This window comes from Celeribacter sp. (assembly GCF_048270365.1).
Classification (GTDB): Bacteria; Pseudomonadota; Alphaproteobacteria; order Rhodobacterales; family Rhodobacteraceae; genus Celeribacter.
Window position 1 is genome coordinate 16,509 of the sequence record NZ_JBLWTA010000017.1, and the last position, 16,087, is coordinate 32,595.

At 58.9% G+C, this 16,087-nt stretch carries 16 protein-coding genes; 7 read left to right on the top strand and 9 right to left on the bottom strand.

Features of this window, described 5'->3' with window-relative positions; translation table 11 throughout:
- Positions 1-129: 129 nt before the first annotated feature.
- The 4 genes from ACN0X0_RS18180 (at position 130) to ACN0X0_RS18195 (ending at position 4,630) form a co-directional block, all read left to right on the top strand.
- Positions 130-1,155: an amino acid ABC transporter substrate-binding protein gene (locus ACN0X0_RS18180; protein ID WP_417263773.1), complete on the top strand. Its 1,026-nt coding sequence runs from the start codon at positions 130-132 to the stop codon at positions 1,153-1,155.
- A 138-nt stretch (positions 1,156-1,293) separates the two neighbouring features.
- Positions 1,294-2,514, top strand: a complete 1,221-nt coding sequence (locus ACN0X0_RS18185) for an amino acid ABC transporter permease (protein ID WP_417280318.1) — start codon at positions 1,294-1,296, stop codon at positions 2,512-2,514.
- A gap of 1 nt (position 2,515) precedes the next feature.
- Positions 2,516-3,826, top strand: coding sequence for an amino acid ABC transporter permease (locus ACN0X0_RS18190; protein ID WP_417280319.1), 1,311 nt, complete (start codon positions 2,516-2,518; stop codon positions 3,824-3,826).
- A gap of 15 nt (positions 3,827-3,841) precedes the next feature.
- On the top strand, positions 3,842-4,630 hold the full coding sequence (locus ACN0X0_RS18195; protein WP_167601465.1) for an amino acid ABC transporter ATP-binding protein: 789 nt from the start codon (positions 3,842-3,844) through the stop codon (positions 4,628-4,630).
- Between the two features lie 44 nt (positions 4,631-4,674).
- On the opposite strand, the gene ACN0X0_RS18200 is transcribed toward ACN0X0_RS18195, so the two are convergent.
- The 9 genes from ACN0X0_RS18200 to rpmH form a co-directional block, all read right to left on the bottom strand.
- Complete coding sequence (locus tag ACN0X0_RS18200) at positions 4,675-5,187, bottom strand: SixA phosphatase family protein (protein ID WP_417280320.1); 513 nt, start codon at positions 5,185-5,187, stop codon at positions 4,675-4,677.
- Positions 5,187-6,083 carry an acetylglutamate kinase gene (gene argB, locus ACN0X0_RS18205; RefSeq protein ID WP_417280321.1) on the bottom strand — a complete coding sequence of 299 codons (897 nt, stop codon included), beginning with the start codon at positions 6,081-6,083 and terminating at the stop codon, positions 5,187-5,189. Before argB ends, ACN0X0_RS18200 begins: the two co-directional genes overlap by 1 nt.
- 62 nt (positions 6,084-6,145) lie before the next feature.
- The gene (gene yihA / locus ACN0X0_RS18210) at positions 6,146-6,793 is read right to left on the bottom strand and encodes a ribosome biogenesis GTP-binding protein YihA/YsxC (RefSeq protein WP_417263768.1); all 648 of its coding nucleotides are present in this window, start codon (positions 6,791-6,793) and stop codon (positions 6,146-6,148) included.
- 16 nt (positions 6,794-6,809) lie between these two features.
- The gene (gene yidC, locus ACN0X0_RS18215; protein WP_417280322.1) at positions 6,810-8,636 is read right to left on the bottom strand and encodes a membrane protein insertase YidC; all 1,827 of its coding nucleotides are present in this window, start codon (positions 8,634-8,636) and stop codon (positions 6,810-6,812) included.
- 105 nt (positions 8,637-8,741) lie between these two features.
- Positions 8,742-10,289 (bottom strand): putative bifunctional diguanylate cyclase/phosphodiesterase, encoded by a 1,548-nt coding sequence (locus tag ACN0X0_RS18220; protein ID WP_417280323.1) that lies wholly within the window; start codon positions 10,287-10,289, stop codon positions 8,742-8,744.
- A gap of 88 nt (positions 10,290-10,377) precedes the next feature.
- Positions 10,378-11,259: a tRNA 2-thiocytidine(32) synthetase TtcA gene (gene ttcA / locus ACN0X0_RS18225; protein WP_417280324.1), complete on the bottom strand. Its 882-nt coding sequence runs from the start codon at positions 11,257-11,259 to the stop codon at positions 10,378-10,380.
- Positions 11,252-11,515 carry a membrane protein insertion efficiency factor YidD gene (yidD, locus tag ACN0X0_RS18230; protein ID WP_417280325.1) on the bottom strand — a complete coding sequence of 88 codons (264 nt, stop codon included), beginning with the start codon at positions 11,513-11,515 and terminating at the stop codon, positions 11,252-11,254. The genes ttcA and yidD overlap by 8 nt, the downstream gene beginning before the upstream one ends.
- Positions 11,512-11,961, bottom strand: coding sequence for a ribonuclease P protein component (rnpA, locus tag ACN0X0_RS18235; RefSeq protein WP_417280326.1), 450 nt, complete (start codon positions 11,959-11,961; stop codon positions 11,512-11,514). Before rnpA ends, yidD begins: the two co-directional genes overlap by 4 nt.
- A 36-nt stretch (positions 11,962-11,997) precedes the next feature.
- Positions 11,998-12,132 (bottom strand): 50S ribosomal protein L34, encoded by a 135-nt coding sequence (gene rpmH, locus ACN0X0_RS18240; protein ID WP_043868490.1) that lies wholly within the window; start codon positions 12,130-12,132, stop codon positions 11,998-12,000.
- Positions 12,133-12,442: 310 nt separating this feature from the next.
- Between rpmH and ACN0X0_RS18245 the strand changes: the two genes are divergently transcribed.
- Genes ACN0X0_RS18245 through ACN0X0_RS18255 form a run of 3 tightly spaced genes read left to right on the top strand, consistent with a single transcriptional unit; the run spans position 12,443 to position 16,010 of the window.
- Positions 12,443-13,171 carry a TVP38/TMEM64 family protein gene (locus ACN0X0_RS18245; protein WP_417280327.1) on the top strand — a complete coding sequence of 243 codons (729 nt, stop codon included), beginning with the start codon at positions 12,443-12,445 and terminating at the stop codon, positions 13,169-13,171.
- A complete protein-coding gene (locus tag ACN0X0_RS18250; protein ID WP_417280328.1) occupies positions 13,168-14,541 on the top strand; it encodes a dihydrolipoyl dehydrogenase family protein in 1,374 nt (457 codons plus the stop codon). Before ACN0X0_RS18245 ends, ACN0X0_RS18250 begins: the two co-directional genes overlap by 4 nt.
- Positions 14,542-14,570: 29 nt before the next feature.
- Positions 14,571-16,010, top strand: a complete 1,440-nt coding sequence (locus ACN0X0_RS18255; protein ID WP_417280329.1) for a sensor histidine kinase — start codon at positions 14,571-14,573, stop codon at positions 16,008-16,010.
- Positions 16,011-16,087: the final 77 nt, after the last annotated feature.

A 16,087-nucleotide genomic window follows, 5' to 3' on the forward strand; every position in this document is an offset into this window, starting at 1 on the left:
TTCTGGAATGAATCCTCCCAAACTAAGCTCATTGAAAGGGCAATTGCTCATTTCGATATCGCCCCCGGCCCAACAGGGAGGGTCGGAGAAGAAGCGCCGCAAACGGCGCACTATCAGGAAGAGGTAAACATGAAAAAATCCGTTTTTCTTGGCGCGCTGACGCTGGCAGGTCTGGCCGCCGGCACGGCGATGGCCCAAGATTCCTCCACGCTGGCTGCCGTGAAAGAGCGTGGCGTTCTGAAATGCGGCGTGAACCCGGGCACTCCGGGCTTTGCTGCTCCGGATGCAAACGGCAAATTCGTTGGCTTTGACGTGGATGTCTGCCGTGCTGTGGCTGCTGCTGTGCTGGGCGATTCCGAAGCCGTGGAATACACGCCGCTGACCTCCGCCGTGCGCTTTACCGCGCTGGCGTCCGGCGAAGTGGATATGCTGGCCCGCAACACCACCTGGACCTTCTCGCGTGACGTCGATCTGAAGAACACCTTCGTCGGCGTGAACTACTATGACGGTCAGGGTTTCATGGTGCCGAAAGACCTCGGCGTGTCCTCCGCGAAAGAACTGGGCGGCGCAACGGTTTGTATCGAAACCGGCACCACGACCGAGCTGAACCTTGCGGACTATTTCCGTGTGAACAACATGGAATACGAGCCGGTTCCGGTCGAAAGCTTTACTGAAGCTCAGACGCAGTTCCTCGCCGGTGCCTGTGACGTCTACACCACCGACGCCTCCGCTCTGGCCGCCTCGCGCGCGTCCTTCGAGAACCCGGAAGGCTATGTCGTTCTGCCGGAAATCATCTCCAAAGAGCCGCTCGGCCCGCTCGTGCGTCATGGCGATGACAACTGGGGCGACATCGTGCGCTGGTCTTTGAACGCGATGATCGCGGCCGAAGAATACGGCGTGACCTCCGCAAATGCGGCAGAGATGGCCAATGGCACCGACAACCCGGAGATCAACCGTCTTCTGGGTGTCGAAGGTGAACTGGGCGCAATGCTCGGTCTCGACAACGCCTGGGCGCTGAACATCCTGACTCAGGTTGGCAACTATGGCGAAAGCTTCGAGAAAAACATCGGTGAGAACACTCCGGTGGGTCTGGCTCGTGGCCTGAATGCCCAGTGGACCGAAGGCGGCCTGATCTACTCGCCGCCCTTCCGCTAAGACTGACAAAAGGGAAGGGCGCGGATCACACTCCGCGCCCTTTGCCTTTCTGGCTCTGCTCACTTCAAGACCATCAAAAATGCGAACGGAAAAATCCGGGCGGCAGTGGGGCTATATCTAAACAGGGGACCGTCACTCATGACGACAGCGACAAACACGCCGGAAGACCATGGCTTTCGGCTGAGCCAGCTGATCTATGACACGCGGTATCGTTCGATCACCATTCAGGTGATTGCGATGCTGGCGTTCATGTTGATTGCGGCATTTCTCATACGCAACACGATCATCAACCTTACGGCTTTGGGCAAGGACATCGATTTCGGCTTCCTGTTCAATCGTGCGGCCTATGACATCAACCAGAAAATCATTCCTTACACCTCTGACGATTCGCATTGGCGGGCGACATTGGTGGGCCTTCTCAACACGCTTCTGATTGCCATTCTGGGCTGTATCCTTGCGACGATCATCGGGGTCATCGCGGGGGTTCTGCGCCTCTCCAAAAACTGGCTGACGGCGCGGATCATGACCTTTTACGTCGAGAGTTTCCGCAACATCCCGGTGCTCTTGTGGATTCTCGCTTTCATGGCGGTGCTCTCCGAGGCTTTGCCCGCGCCGCGCGACTTCCGGGGCGAAGACCCGGCGGCCTCCATGTGGCTTTGGGACAGTGTGGCGGTGACCAATCGTGGCACCTATATCCCGGCGCCCGTTTGGGGCGATGGATCGCTTTTTGTGATCATCACTTTCCTTCTGTCGCTTCTGGGCATCTGGGCTTTCGGCAAATATTCCCAACGTCGCTTTGAGACGACCGGGCAAATCCTGCCGAATTTCTGGATCAAACTGGCGATCTTTCTCGTGCCCTCGATCCTCGTCTATTTTGTGATGGGCCGCCCGATCACCCTGTCATATCCGGAGCTTAAAGGCTTTAACTTCGGCGGAGGCCTTCACATGCGCAACTCGATGCTGGCTTTGTGGCTGGCGCTGAGTTTCTACACCGGGTCTTTCATCGCCGAAATCGTGCGCTCCGGCATCCTCGCCATTTCCAAAGGCCAGACCGAGGCCGCTTTCGCACTCGGCCTGCGCCCGTCGCGGACCATGAACCTCGTGATCCTGCCGCAGGCGTTGCGGGTCATCATCCCGCCGCTGATCTCGCAATATCTGAACCTGACGAAGAACTCTTCGCTGGCTCTGGCGGTGGGCTATATGGACCTGCGCTCGACCCTGGGCGGCACCACGCTCAACACCACGGGGCGGGAGTTGGAATGTATGCTCTTGATGATGCTGATTTATTTGATCGTCAGCCTGCTGATTTCGTCGGGCATGAACGTCTACAACAAATCCGTCAGACTGAAGGAGCGCTGAGATGAGCAACACAAACTCCCTCTCTTACGTGCGCAAGGAGATGCTGGACCAGCAGCCTGCGCCACGCTCTCAGGTTGGGTTTACACGCTGGGTCCGTGAGAACCTGTTCTCGGGTTGGTTCAATTCAATCCTGACGATTGTGTCGATCTTCGTGATCTACAAAATCCTCGCGGGGACGCTTCCATGGCTCTTTGGTGGCGTTTGGGATGCGACCTCTCTGGAGCAATGCCGCACCATCCTCAATGAACGTTTCGGCAACACTCATTACGCCTGTTGGGCCGTTCTGACGGAGCGCTGGAACCAGCTGCTCTACGGGTTCTACCCGGAGACGCAATACTGGCGCGCCAACCTTGCCTTCGTCTTGATGCTGGTCTCTCTGGCGCCGGTGCTTTTCGACAAAGTGCCGCGTCAGATGCTGTATCTCACCATGGCCTTCCCCTTCCTGCTGGTCTGGCTGGTCTGGGGCGGCACGATCTGGGGGGTGACCTCAGTGGCTGTCGGTTTCCTCCTTGGTGGCGTGGCGTTCAAGCTCGTGGATCGTTTCGGTTCCATGGCACTCTCGGCGATTGCCTCTGTCGCCGTCGCCCTGATCTGGTGGCTGTTCATCGGCCCGTCGGTGGTCGAAGGCCTCAACGCCGTAGCTCCGCTCGGGCATCTCGAAGAGGTCCAAAGCCGCGACTTGGGCGGCTTCATGATCTGTGTGATCATCGGCATCTCCGGCATCGCGCTCTCTTTGCCCATCGGCATCGTCTTGGCGCTTGGCCGTCAGTCGGACCTGTTCATCGTGAAAACCATCTGTGTGGGGTTCATCGAGTTCATCCGCGGTGTGCCGCTCATCACCCTTCTGTTCACCGCCTCGCTTCTGCTCAATTACTTCCTGCCTCCGGGCACGACGTTTGACCTGACGCTTCGGGTGATCATCATGGTGACGCTGTTCTCGTCCGCCTACATGGCCGAGGTGATCCGGGGCGGTCTCGCGGCACTGCCGAAAGGCCAATATGAGGCGGCCGATGCGCTCGGACTTGATTATTGGAAAGCACAGCGCCTGATCATCATGCCGCAGGCGTTGAAAATCTCCATTCCGGGCATCGTGAACACCTTCATCGGCCTGTTCAAAGACACCACGCTGGTGATGTTCATCGGCATCTACGACATGCTGGGCCTCTCCAACGCCATCCGCGCCAACGCGGCCTGGAACGGCATTTATTGGGAGCTGTTCATCTTCATCGGCTTGGTCTTTTGGATCTGCTGTTTCGCCATGTCGCAATATTCTCAGTGGCTGGAGCGCAAGCTCCGCACCGATCATCGTTAAGAAAGGAGACCAGATATGTCTCTCGCAGAAGACCGCGCTATTGACCGTTCTAAACTGACCGTCTCCGATGAGGTGGCCATTCAGATCACGAATATGAACAAATGGTACGGCGAATTCCACGTTCTCCGTGACATCAACCTGACCGTGAACCGGGGTGAGCGGATCGTCATCGCGGGGCCTTCGGGGTCCGGCAAATCCACCATGATCCGCTGTATCAACCGGCTCGAAGAGCACCAGCAGGGCAAGATCATCGTCGATGGGACCGAGCTGACTTCGGATCTCAAGAACATCGACAAGATCCGGTCCGAGGTGGGCATGTGCTTTCAGCACTTCAACCTCTTCCCGCATTTGACCATTCTGGAAAACTGCACGCTGGCGCCGATGTGGGTGCGTAAAACGCCGAAACGCGAGGCCGAAGAGCTGGCGATGCATTTCCTGGAAAAGGTGAAAATCCCGGATCAGGCGCACAAATACCCCGGCATGCTTTCGGGCGGTCAGCAACAGCGTGTGGCCATCGCGCGTTCGCTGTGCATGCAGCCGCGGATCATGTTGTTCGATGAACCGACCTCGGCACTCGACCCGGAGATGATCAAAGAGGTGCTCGACACCATGATCGAACTGGCGGAAGAGGGCATGACGATGCTCTGCGTGACCCACGAGATGGGCTTTGCCCGTCAGGTCGCGAACCGCGTGATCTTTATGGATCAGGGCCAGATCGTCGAACAGAACGAGCCGGAAGAGTTCTTCAACAACCCGAAATCGGAGCGCACGAAGCTGTTCCTGTCGCAAATTCTCGGTCACTGAGAGCGGTCATCAGACCAAACAAAAGGGCGCTTCAGCGCCCTTTTTTACTCAGCAGCTTCCAACTCGCGGGGGATGGCGAAATCTATCACCTCATTTTCCCCGAACCGCGCCTCTGCCCACGTCGGAGCTTTGAGATCGAACACAGCCGTCGCCGCCGTCGGATAGCGCAGGAAATCCGGGTGCAGCGGGGGATGAGATGCGAAATTGACCGCAAACTCCCCGATGCCGGGATTGTGCGCGAGCACCAAAACACAGTCGCCCGTTGCCTGTTTCAAGGCGCTCATGATCCGATGCTCAGACGCCAGATAAAGCGTGTCCAGCACCGTCTCCGGCGGACAAAGCCCAAGCCCGCGCGTCACGCGTTCAAGCGTTTCACGGGTGCGCACGGCCGAAGAAACCAGAACCTGATCGGGGATATATCCCTTGTCCTTCAACCACATGCCCATGGTGACGGCATTGCGCTGACCGCGCGCATTCAAGGGCCGGTCGATGTCATCCAGCCGGGGATCGTCCCATCCCGATTTGGCGTGGCGCATCAGGATCAGACGGCGAGGCATCAGGTTTTTTTCTTCGACGGTTTCACGCTGGGCTGCGTGTCGCGAATGAGCGACCCCGCACCATGCTCCGTGTAGAGCTCCAAAAGACAGGCATTCGGTGCGCGCCCGTCGAGGATCACCACGGCCCGCACCCCGTCTCGGAGCGCATCGAGCGCGGTTTGGGTTTTCGGGATCATGCCGCCCACGATGACGCCGGCCTCTGTCAGGTCTTTGATCTGTTGCGAGCTGAGCGAGGTCAACACCTCGCCATTGCCGTCCTTCACCCCCGACACATCGGTCAAAAGCAGCAGGCGATCGGCGTGCAGCGCGCCTGCAATCGCGCCTGCGGCTGTGTCGCCATTGACGTTAAACGTCTCGCCATTGCGGCCCGCCCCCACGGGCGCGATCACCGGGATCAAGTTTTCGTCGCCCAATTCTTTGATGATCGACGGGTTCATCGACACCGGCGTGCCGACAAAGCCCAAGGACGGATCGGTTTGTTCACAGACCATCAGGTTCGCGTCCTTGCCGGAAATCCCGACAGCGCGCCCGCCCTGGCCGTTGATCGCCTGAACGATCCGTTTGTTCACGAGGCCCGAGAGCACCATTTCGACGACCTCTACGGTCGCCTTGTCGGTCACCCGTTTGCCGTTCACAAATTCGGACTGGATGTTGAGATCGGCCAGCATTTTATTGATCATCGGGCCGCCGCCATGGACGACCACCGGCTTTACGCCAACCTGCTGCATCAGCACCACGTCGCGGGCAAAGCCCTCCATCGCCTCATCCGAGCCCATCGCATGACCGCCGAGCTTGATCACGACGGTCGCGCCTTCGTATCGCTGCAAATAGGGCAGCGCTTGGGAAAGAGTGCGGGCGGTCGCTATCCAATCTCGGTTCATGTCTTGCTTCTTCATTTCGGGAATCCAGATGAGGGTTTGAACCTCAATACAATTTTCCCGGCCTGAGGCCAAGCGGCTCAGATAAGCGTGGCGATCACCGCGCGCAAAACATCGACGCCCCAGCCTTTTTCCGATGAGGTCACGATCAATTCGGGGTAGGCGGCCGGGTGTTTCGACACGGCGCCACGGACCTGTTCGATGACCTTCTGGCGTTCGGCTTCCTTGACTTTGTCAGCCTTGGTCAGAACGGTTTGAAAGGGAACGGCAGAGCGGTCGAGGAGCGTCATGATCTCCTCATCCACTTCTTTCACGCCATGGCGACTGTCGATCAGCACGAAAGCCCGGCGCAGGGTGGCGCGTCCCGAGAGGTAAGCCTTGAGCAGGCGTTGCCATTTCTCGACGGTTTTCACCGGCGCTTTGGCAAAGCCGTAGCCCGGAAGGTCGACGAGGTAATGGCTATCAGCGCAGGTGAAAAAGTTAATCTCCTGCGTCCGGCCCGGCGTGTTCGAGGCGCGTGCAAGCGCCTTGCGGCCCGTCAGCGCGTTGATCAGGCTCGATTTTCCGACGTTGGACCGGCCCGCAAAGCAGACCTCCATGCGGTCGTCTGGTGGCATGCCATCCATGGCGACGACGCCTTTGAGAAAATCGGTTTCGCCCGCAAACAGCAAGCGGCCCTTTTCGAGGGCCGCCGCATCTGGTTCAGCGATGGGAAATTGTAAATCCATCGGGATCACGCCTTGATCAGGCGTCCTTTTTCTTGAGTTTGAGCGAGCGCATGATGTTGCCAAAGACATCCGGTTTGTGGCCGTGGCTGCGCATGATCAGATACTGTTGGATGAAGGTGATCGTGTTGTTGCAAATCCAGTAGAGCACCAGACCCGAGGCAAAATTGCCGAGCATGAACATGAACACCCAGGGCATCCAGGCCATGATCATCGCCTGAGACGGATCGGTCGGCGCCGGGTTCAGTTTCTGTTGCAGCCACATCGAGATGCCCAAGAGGATCGGCAGCACGCCGAGGCTGATGAAGGCGAGCATAGAACCGGGCTCCGGCGGCGCGTAGGGCAGGAGGCCAAACAAGTTCAGGATCGAGCTTGGGTCCGGCGCGGAGAGGTCGCGAATCCAGGCGATCCAGGGCGCGTGCCGCAATTCGATGGTGACCAGAATCACCTTGTAGAGCGAGAAGAACACCGGGATTTGCAGCAAGAGCGGCAAACAGCCAGAGGCCGGGTTCACCTTGTTGGATTTGTAGAGCTCCATCATGCCGCGTTGAAGTTTTTCTTTGTCGTCGCCCGCGGCTTCCTTGAGCTTTTCCATCTCCGGCTGAAGCTCTTTCATCCGCGCCATGGAGACGTAGGATTTATAAGCGAGCGGGAGCATAATGCCCTTGATGATCACCGTCAGAAGGATGATTGCCCAACCCATGTTGCCAATCAGCCCGTTCAGCGCATGCAGGATGCGGAAGATCGGTTTGGTGATGAAGAAGAACAGACCCCAATCCGTCGAATCGCTGAATTTGTAGACGCCGCCCTCGCGCTCGTAGTTGCGGATGGTTTCCCATTGCTTGGCGCCCGCGAAGAGGCGCGAAGACACCTCGTAAGAACTGCCTGCGGCGATATCCACGGCGGGATAGCGCGCGACGGTTTTATAGGTGTCGCTAGCTTCGTGATAGGTCACGACAGAGGTGAAGGCGTCGGTCGCATTCGGGATGAGCGTGGTCATCCAGTAGTGATCGGTGAACCCGATCCAACCGTTTTCCGACACCTCTTCCAACTCGGCATGCTCGCCCCAGCGCGGGTCAGCTTTCAACTCGTCGAATTTGGTTTTCAGAAAACCGCTTTTGAAGCTGATTTCTTCCAACGTGCCATTGCTTTCGCGAATGGCGCCCTCATGCACCAGCAGGCGCGTCAGGTTCTCGGGCTTGCCGAGGTGGACGATTTCGTTGTTGGTGGCGACCCGAATGGTGGCATCGGAGGCGTTTTCGATCGACTGGGTCACCGAGAACATGAAATTCTCATCAACCTCGATCGTACGGCGGAAGGTCACGCCTTTGCCGTTGTCCCAGACCAGTACCACCGGGGTTTCCGAGGTCAGCGTCTCACCGCTTTCCACCGACCACAGCGTGTTGGTGCCAGGCACGTCCTCAAGGTTCAGTGCACCGCCCGGGGCCCAGCCAAAGGACGCAAAATAAGGCGTGGCGGTTCCGACGGGGGTCAAAAGCTTAACCAACTCATCGCTGTCGATGTCGACGGTGTAATCCTTGAGCGAAAGATCGTCGATCCGACCGCCGACAAGCGAGATGGAACCGATCAGGCGGGCCGTGTCGATTGCGATGCGCGGTGCATCTGCGGTTTGAGCGGCGGTTTCATTCACCGCGCCCTGAGCATCGCTCGCCGGGTCTGCCGACGGCGCAGTTGTCGCACCTGTGGCATCCGACGCAGATTGCGTGACGGCCGGAGCATTCGGATCCGTTACGGGCTCTGGCGCCGGGAAGAAAATTGTCCACCCGAGTAACACGATGCCACTAAGCACAATGGCAAGAATCAGGTTCTTGTTTTGATCGTCCATCTAGGCCGCCCGATTGTTGGAATTCAGTCTCGGGTGGTTCAACCTCCCAGAGGGCCTGACGTCAAGCAGTTTCGGCCATTTCTTTTGGAAAATGCGGCAAAGTGATCAGCTGGCGCGGCGTCCGATTTGCGGCGTTTGGGCCAATTTGCGTTTGTGGCTGTCCATCCAACCGAGTGTTTTTTCAAAAGACATCGGTCGCGAAATGGAGAAACCCTGGACATGATCGCAGCCAAGCTGGGCCAGCATGGCGTGTTCGCCCACGGTTTCCACACCTTCGGCCAATGTTTCCAAATCCAAGCGTTCGGCCATGGTCAAAATGGCCGCCAGCATGCTCTGCTGGTCTCGGTCCAAATCACAGCGTGTCACATAGGAACGGTCAATCTTGATACGCTTCACAGCAAAGCGGCGGATATTGGCGATCGAGGCATGGCCGGTGCCATAGTCGTCCAAATCGATACCGCACCCCATTTCCTTGAGCGCCAAGATGTTGCGGCTGATCGTGTCGTTGTCCGAAGAAGAGATGACGCTCTCGAGAATTTCGACACTCAATCGGGACGGCTCCAATTCAAACCGATCCAGTTCCCATCGGATTTTATCGACGATTTTCGGGTTGGCCAGATCAGTGGGAGAGAAGTTGACGGCCACGGAGGCGACGTGAAATCCGGCTTTGTTCCATGTCTTGATCGCCATCAGTGCATGATAAAGTACAATCTCATTCAGGCGCTCGAGAAGGCCGAGCTCCTCGATGTCTGACATGAACTGCCCGGGAGAAAGAATGCCGCGATCCGGATGCACCCAGCGCGCGAGCGCCTCCATGCCGGAGACTTCACCCGTGTCAGTGGAAATTTGCGGTTGGAACCAAGGGATGATCTGGCCATTTTCCAAGGCTGCACCCAGATCAACGCTCAGGCTGCCGTGTTCAAGTGTGCGGGGGGTGAGGTTGGGCGAATAGGCGCGAATGGAGCCGGGGCCATTATGGCGCGCATCGCTCAGCGCAATTTCGGCGGCGTCAAGGAAGGCCTGTCCCGAGTGAGCCGGCGCGCGACCGGGCATACAAAAACCGACAGAACAGGTCGCAAAAATTTTCGTCGCATCGATCGAATAGGGTTCAGCCAAAGCGGCCTGAATGCGCGAAGAGAGCTGGATCAATGTTTCCAGATCGGCACAACGTACCGGCGCCAGAGCAATCGCGAAACGCGGACCATTCAGTCGAGCGACGGTATCATGTTCACGCAGAACGTCCTGAATGCGGCGCGCGGCGGTTTTGAGGATCGTGTCACCGGCCGGGTCGCCAAATGTGGAGCACATCCCACGGAAGTCGTCGATTTCAAGAACAAGGCAGGCGGTCGTGCGCCCGGTGACATCGCGCGAGTCGAGAATTTGATCGAGCGTATGCAAAACACGAGCGCGCAGAGGAAGCCGGGTCAAACCATCTGTTGTCTGAAGGGCTTGATCCGTGTCGCGACGCACAAGGTTTGGTGCAAGGTTCAGGAGGGCTGCAAGTGCCGGGAGAGCAAGGGCGCAGAGCACCAGCATGTTTTCCCCGCCATACCAATAGGCGCCAAGGCAGAGCGCCGGCAAAAAGGCGATGGTATGTGGCCCCGTCAGGGCATCGCGCAGGCGGTTAAGCGTGTCGGCGATGGTTCTTTGCATGCGTCCTGTCCCGAGTCATTGCTGGTGTTGCGGATGGTCGATTGACCGTCAACACCGGGGACATTGACCCAAGAAAGTAGTCGTGCGGTTAACGCAACTTCGGGATTTCAATAGAATTTTCTGCATTTGGTTCCGTTTCAGGGCGCTCCGTTAACGAAAGGCCAAGAAAGTCGAACAGCTTCGGGTCCATCATATGTGAGGGCCGGATGTTGGTCAGCGCCTTGAACATCACCTGACGGCGTCCGGGGCTGTTTTTCTCCCAGCCATCAAGGATTTGTTTGACCTGTTGGCGCTGCAAGCCGTCCTGAGAGCCGCAAAGATCGCAGGGAATGATCGGGTAGTTCATCGCACGGGCGAATCTCTCGCAATCCTCTTCGGCGACATGCGCCAGCGGGCGGTAGACAAAGAGATCGCCCCCTTCGTTTACCAGTTTCGGTGGCATGGTCGCCAGGCGCCCACCGTGGAAGAGATTCATAAAAAACGTCTCAAGGATGTCGTCGCGGTGGTGACCAAGCACCACGGCGGTACAGCCCTCTTCGCGCGCGATTCGGTAGAGATTGCCGCGACGCAGACGCGAGCAAAGCGCACAAAACGTCCGGCCTTGAGGCACTTTATCCATGACTATGGAATAGGTGTCCTGATACTCGATGCGATGCGGCACTTGCATACGCTCCAAGAACTCCGGCAACACCGTCGCAGGGAACCCCGGCTGGCCCTGATCGAGATTGCAAGCCACCAGTTCGACCGGCAACATGCCGCGCCATTTCAGCTCATAGAGCGCGGCCAGCATCGTATAGCTGTCCTTGCCGCCCGAAAGACACACGAGCCATTTCGCGCCACGTTCGACCATGCCGTATTGCTCGATCGCCTCGCGCACATTTCGAATGATCCGCTTGCGCAGCTTTTTGAACTCCGTGGTGGAGGGTGCGCCGTGGAACAGCGGGTGGATGTCGTCGAGATCGTCAAGCATCGTGCTTTTCCTCGGTCTTTTGCGGCGTGGATTTCGTCTCCGGCACGGGGTCATAGCCCATGCCACCCAGCGGGTGACACCGCCCAATGCGGCGGATGGTTAGCCATGATCCTTTGAGGGCGCCGTGTTTTTCCAGCGCTTCCATCGCGTAAGCCGAGCAGGTCGGCTGATACCGGCAATTGTGCCCGACGAAGGGCGAAAAAATGCGGCGATAGGCGCGGACGGGGAGGGAGACGACAAAGGCCAGAGGCGTCATTTGCGCTCTCCTTTCGTCTCGCCGTGCACCTTTTTCAGCGCATATCGGAGGTCTTTCAGCAAAAGATCGAAGGGGCGTTCGCTCGTGTCGCTCTTTTTGCCGATCAGCACATAATCCCAACCTTCGCGTCCCAGTTCCGGGATCAACAGACGCGCCGCTTCGCGCAGGCGTCGTTTGGCGTGGTTGCGGGCGACGGCATTGCCGACCTTTTTGGAACAGGTGTAGCCGACACGAATGCCGCTGGCGTCTTCGGTCTCAGAGCGTCTCCGCCCCTGCAACAGAAAACTGGCCGTGCCCTGACGACGGGCCCGGGCGGCTTTGAGAAAGTCGTTGCGTTTGGCCAGAGTGGTCAGGGTAATTTCGTCATCTGAACATGACAAAACCGCCGACTGCGACCCTTCGGCGTCGGCATGTGCCTGATCCTTGGGTGCGTTCGGCGGTGTCATCAGCTTTGCCTGTTCAGGCCGTCCCGAAAGCGTGAATTACGCGGACAGGGACTTGCGGCCGCGAGCACGGCGAGCGTTCAGAACCTTGCGGCCCGCTTTGGTGGCCATACGCGCACGGAAGCCGTGGCGGCGCTTGCGGACGAGGTTGCTCGGTTGATAGGTGCGTTTCATCGCGCTATCTCCATCGGTTGCGTTGGGGCCCAAATCCCCAAACATCAGACCGGGTGGCCAAGCGGCCGGGCGGCATGACAAAGGGATTCGAAGGCGAGTAATCGTTCGAAGCCCTGCCAATAGGAGGCCTTCGGTCCGTTGTCAATTCTCATGCGCCAGAATTCGAAAACAAAATTCTGTAACAAAGGGCCTTGCTGCGCCGAAATCTCATGACAGGCTATCACTGAGCCGTGAAGAGGGTGCAAAATGCTGGTCACAGGCGCCGAGGCGGCCCATCTTGCCGCAACTCACAATCTCTATAGGGGCACACGTGCAGGATAAAGCCGATAAAACCAAAGCGCGCAAAAACCATCTCTGGATTTTGAGCCTTCTCGCCTGTCTGGCCTTGGGATTGGCCGTCCTGCTGAGCGATCACCTGAGTTTCGAGGCTTTGTCCGAGAATCGCGCGATGCTTGTGGATTATACCGAACGCCATGCCGGGCTGGCCGTCCTTCTCTTTATCCTCGCTTACGCGGTGATCGTGGCGCTGTCGCTTCCGGGGGCGACAGTGGCGACGCTGACCGGCGGCTTTCTGTTCGGCACGTTTCCCGGCGTGCTGTATAATATGTCCGGCGCAGTCCTCGGCGCCTCCATCCTGTTCCTCGCCGCGCGCTGGGGGCTTGGCGATTGGCTGGCGGGCAAGATCGATGCCTCCGAGGGCCGCATTCACAAGATCAAACGCGGCATAGACGAGAACCAATGGTCGATGCTCTTCCTGATCCGCTTCCTGCCCGTGGTGCCGTTCTTCGTCGCCAATCTCCTGCCCGCGCTTTTTGGCGTGCCGTTTTCGCGCTTCGTGATCTCGACGGCGCTGGGCATCATTCCTGGCGCATTGGTTTACACTTCCGTGGGCGCAGGCCTCGGTATGGTGTTTGAAAAAGGCGAGGCGCCGAATCTCGGCATCATCTTCGAGCCACATATCCTTTTTCCGCTGCTGGGGCTTTGCCTGCTCGCGCTTTTGCCTATCCTGTGGAAAGCTGTGCGCAAGGAGGCGACATGAGCAAACTCAAAACGGATATCTGTGTGATCGGTGCGGGCTCGGGCGGGTTGTCCGTCGCTGCCGGAGCGGTTCAGATGGGCGCGCGCGTCGTTCTGATTGAAAAGGGCGAGATGGGCGGCGATTGCCTCAACACCGGCTGCGTGCCGTCGAAGGCGCTCTTGCATGCCGCAGGCGCTGGCATGAGCTACCCAGCGGCCATGGAGCATGTCCGCAAAAGCATCGCCACCATTGCCCCGCATGACAGTCAGGAACGGTTCGAGGGCCTGGGGTGCAAAGTCATCCGAGCTGAGGCGCGGTTTGCCTCGCCCAAGACGGTGGAGGCGGGCGGCGTGACCATAAAGGCCCGTCGCTTTGTCATCGCCGCAGGCTCAAGCCCGCGTGTGCCGGAGATCGAGGGCCTCGCCTCCGTGCCCTATCTCACCAATGAAACGCTTTGGTCGCTGAGTGCCTGTCCCGAGCATCTGATCATCCTCGGGGGCGGTGCGATCGGCATGGAAATGGCCCAGGCGCATCGACGGCTGGGCGCCAAGGTCACTGTGATCGAGGCCTTCGACGCGCTGGGCCGCGAGGACCCCGAGGCCGCCGAAATCGTCAAAGCCGCGCTGCGAGACGAAGGCGTGACCTTGATCGAAGGCACAGGGGCGGAGCGAGTGTCCGGTACGGATGGTGCGATTTCGATCAGCCTGTCAGACGGGCAGACCCTCACAGGCTCGCATCTCTTGGTCGCCACCGGACGGCGCGCGAATTGCGACGACCTGGGCCTGCAACACGCCGATGTGGATCGCACCAAGACCGGCATCAAAGTCGGCCCCAACCTGCGCACCTCCAATCGCCGCGTCTACGCCATCGGCGATGTCGTGGCGGGCGGCATGCAATTCACCCATGTGGCGGGCTATCAGGCCGGCGTCATCGTCCGCGCGCTTTTGTTCGGGCTGCCCGCCAAAGCCGCAACCCATCACATCCCGCATGCCACCTACACCAGCCCCGAACTGGCGCAGGTCGGTTTGACCGAAGCGCAGGCGCGCGAAACCTACCAAAACAAACTGGAAATCGTCCGCGCCGAGGTCTCCGGCAATGATCGCGCGATTGCGACGGCGCGGTCCGGCCCCGGTTTCATTAAGCTCATGGTGGTCAAATCCCGCCCCGTCGGCGTCACCATCGTGGGGCCGGACGCGGGCGAATTGATCGCATTCTGGTCGCTCGTCCTGTCGCTCAAACTCAAGATGAGCAAAATCGCGGGTATGGTCGCGCCTTATCCCACATTGGCCGAACTTAACAAACGCGCCGTGAGTGCCTATTTTACCCCAAGACTGTTCGACAGCCGCAAGGTCAAGGCGATCGTCAAGACAATTCAGAGACTTGTGCCCTGACGGGCGGCCCCATGCGGCGAAGAGGAGCTATGACGTTACCGCGTTTCATCAACACCCTGTCCGGGCGCTTCCTGATCCTGACGGTCATTTTCGTGATGGCCGCCGAGGTGATGATTTTCATGCCCTCTGTCGCACGTTTTCGCGAAGATTTTCTCCTGTCCCGTCTGGAACGTGCTCAGATTGCCTCTCTGGCGCTTTTGGCCAATGACAGCCTCGATATGGACCTCGAAGACGAGCTTTTGGCGAATGCGGGTGTCTACAACGTTGTGCTGCGCCGCAATGAGATTCGCCAACTGGTCCTGTCCTCGCCGATCCCGGACCAGATCCACGCCACCTACGATCTGCGCGAGGCCACAGCCTTTGAGCTGATCCGCGATGCCATGGTGACGCTCTTCGATCCCGAGGAGCGCGTGATCCGAGTGATCGGCGATCCGGTCAAACAAGCGGGGCTTTTGATCGAGGTGACGCTGCCGACCGCACCCCTGCGCATGGCGATGATTGATTACGGGGTGCGGATTTTGATCCTGTCGGCGGTGATCTCTTTCATCACGGCGTTCCTGTTGTTCCTCGCGGTGCGCGCGCTTTTGGTGCGGCCGATCAAACGCGTCGTGAGCGCAATGACGTCTTACACGCAGGCGCCCGAAGATGCCCGCCGCATCATCACGCCGTCGGCCAAGGTCGCAGAGCTGCGCGAAGCCGAAGTGGCGCTCAAGGTCATGGAGACCGAACTCACGGCCTCCCTGCGGCAAAAGGAACGTCTGGCCCAACTTGGCGGCGCGGTTGCCAAAGTCTCGCACGATCTGCGTAACATCCTGACCACGGCCCAGCTTTTCACCGACCGGCTGGAAATGTCACAAGACCCCGCCGTGACCCGTTCCGCGCCAAAGCTCGTCAATTCCATCCAGCGCGCCGTGAACCTCTGTGAAACCACGCTGGCCTTTGGCAAGGCCGAAGAACCCGCGCCGACGCTCACGGGCGTGCGTTTGGCGGAGCTGGTGGGCGAGGTGATCGAAGGCGAGCGACTTTCCATTGGTGACTTCGATCTGTCCTTCTCCGAAGACATCCCCGCCACCATGGTCGTGCGCGCTGATCCCGAACAAATGCACCGCGTGCTGTCCAATCTGGTGCGCAACGCCCGTCAGGCGATCATGGCCACCGGCACCTGTGGCGAGATTTCCGTTGCGGGGCGCGAGGATGAGGACGAGTGGGTGCTCTCCGTGATTGACACCGGGCCGGGCCTGCCGCCGCGCGCCCGCGAATACCTGTTCCAGCCGTTCCAAGGGGGCACGCGCAAAGGCGGCTTTGGCCTTGGCCTCGCGATCTCCGCCGAATTGGTGCGCGGTCATGGCGGCCAGCTTGTGCTGGAACGCTCCGACGAGACAGGCACGGCCTTCGCGATTCATTTGCCGAAGGGCTATTCCCAGCGTGGGGCGGCCTCGCGTGAAAAGGAACAGGCGCCTGCGCGATGAGCGGGAAATGCATTTGAAGAATGTTTTTTCATTTTTCTGACAAATGCCTCTTGCACCCCTCCGAGCTTATATGTATT

Coding starts and splice junctions, on each gene's coding strand:
- ACN0X0_RS18180 (WP_417263773.1), top strand. CDS start 130: ATGAAAAAATCCGTTTTTCTTGGCGCGCTGACGCTGGCAGGTCTGGCC.
- ACN0X0_RS18185 (WP_417280318.1), top strand. CDS start 1,294: ATGACGACAGCGACAAACACGCCGGAAGACCATGGCTTTCGGCTGAGC.
- ACN0X0_RS18190 (WP_417280319.1), top strand. CDS start 2,516: ATGAGCAACACAAACTCCCTCTCTTACGTGCGCAAGGAGATGCTGGAC.
- ACN0X0_RS18195 (WP_167601465.1), top strand. CDS start 3,842: ATGTCTCTCGCAGAAGACCGCGCTATTGACCGTTCTAAACTGACCGTC.
- ACN0X0_RS18200 (WP_417280320.1), bottom strand. CDS start 5,187: ATGCCTCGCCGTCTGATCCTGATGCGCCACGCCAAATCGGGATGGGAC.
- argB (WP_417280321.1), bottom strand. CDS start 6,083: ATGAAGAAGCAAGACATGAACCGAGATTGGATAGCGACCGCCCGCACT.
- yihA (WP_417263768.1), bottom strand. CDS start 6,793: ATGGATTTACAATTTCCCATCGCTGAACCAGATGCGGCGGCCCTCGAA.
- yidC (WP_417280322.1), bottom strand. CDS start 8,636: ATGGACGATCAAAACAAGAACCTGATTCTTGCCATTGTGCTTAGTGGC.
- ACN0X0_RS18220 (WP_417280323.1), bottom strand. CDS start 10,289: ATGCAAAGAACCATCGCCGACACGCTTAACCGCCTGCGCGATGCCCTG.
- ttcA (WP_417280324.1), bottom strand. CDS start 11,259: ATGCTTGACGATCTCGACGACATCCACCCGCTGTTCCACGGCGCACCC.
- yidD (WP_417280325.1), bottom strand. CDS start 11,515: ATGACGCCTCTGGCCTTTGTCGTCTCCCTCCCCGTCCGCGCCTATCGC.
- rnpA (WP_417280326.1), bottom strand. CDS start 11,961: ATGACACCGCCGAACGCACCCAAGGATCAGGCACATGCCGACGCCGAA.
- rpmH (WP_043868490.1), bottom strand. CDS start 12,132: ATGAAACGCACCTATCAACCGAGCAACCTCGTCCGCAAGCGCCGCCAC.
- ACN0X0_RS18250 (WP_417280328.1), top strand. CDS start 13,168: ATGAGCAAACTCAAAACGGATATCTGTGTGATCGGTGCGGGCTCGGGC.
- ACN0X0_RS18255 (WP_417280329.1), top strand. CDS start 14,571: ATGACGTTACCGCGTTTCATCAACACCCTGTCCGGGCGCTTCCTGATC.